The following is a 644-nucleotide window of genomic DNA, read 5'->3' as shown; positions in this document are numbered from 1 at the left end:
GCCCTCGACAGGCGGCGCGACCAATCCTGATAGTTTATCTCTGTTAAAAGAAGATTCATTCATCGTCAGATGTGAGAATATCCTTCCAATCAACGTCGATATCTTGTTCTATTTCATCCATCCAATGTGACGGGTCAGTTAAATCACTTGAAAACTCTTCCACAAAATTTCGGAAGAAGATCAGCTTCTTTGCAGAGTTGACTTCTGTATTGAAATCAGAGGAGTTGCCATGGAGGATCGGATTTCGTTCTTCAAATAACTCATTGGCGAAATACTCAACAACATCGCTGTACAGATGTTGATTCAATGCTGTTTGCGAGACCAATTGCTTTACACTATTGACGACCATCTCGTTCCCGTTCTCGTTGTATGCTGTGATCTCGTCATAGTCACGTGGATTGAAGTTCCAAAACCCGTCCTCTGAGACATCGATATCGACAAAGATCTCTTCAATACCTTTTTCGTCCAAGAACGCAGCATATACCCAGGTGAACGCTTCGATCTGCGGGAACAACACGCAGATTGAGGATGCATACCGGCCTTCTTTATGATTTTCTGCGGCTTCTTCGATAAAATCGGAGCGATCCTGGAAGAAGGGTAATTTCAGGGCTTCGTCGACAATAGCATTGAGATACTCCTCCGTG

General features: G+C 43.9%; 1 protein-coding gene. It reads right to left on the bottom strand.

The annotated features are described in order from the left end of the window. Positions 1-55: 55 nt before the first annotated feature. Positions 56-644, bottom strand: a 589-nt coding sequence (locus ACFR9S_RS10015; protein ID WP_379818539.1) for a hypothetical protein, incomplete at its 5' end; no start/stop codon positions are given.

The organism is Halolamina salina (genome assembly GCF_042678005.1).
GTDB classification, from domain to species: domain Archaea; phylum Halobacteriota; class Halobacteria; order Halobacteriales; family Haloferacaceae; genus Halolamina; species Halolamina salina.
Note: the sequence above shows the minus strand (reverse complement) of the source record. Positions and strands in the feature narration are given on the sequence as shown.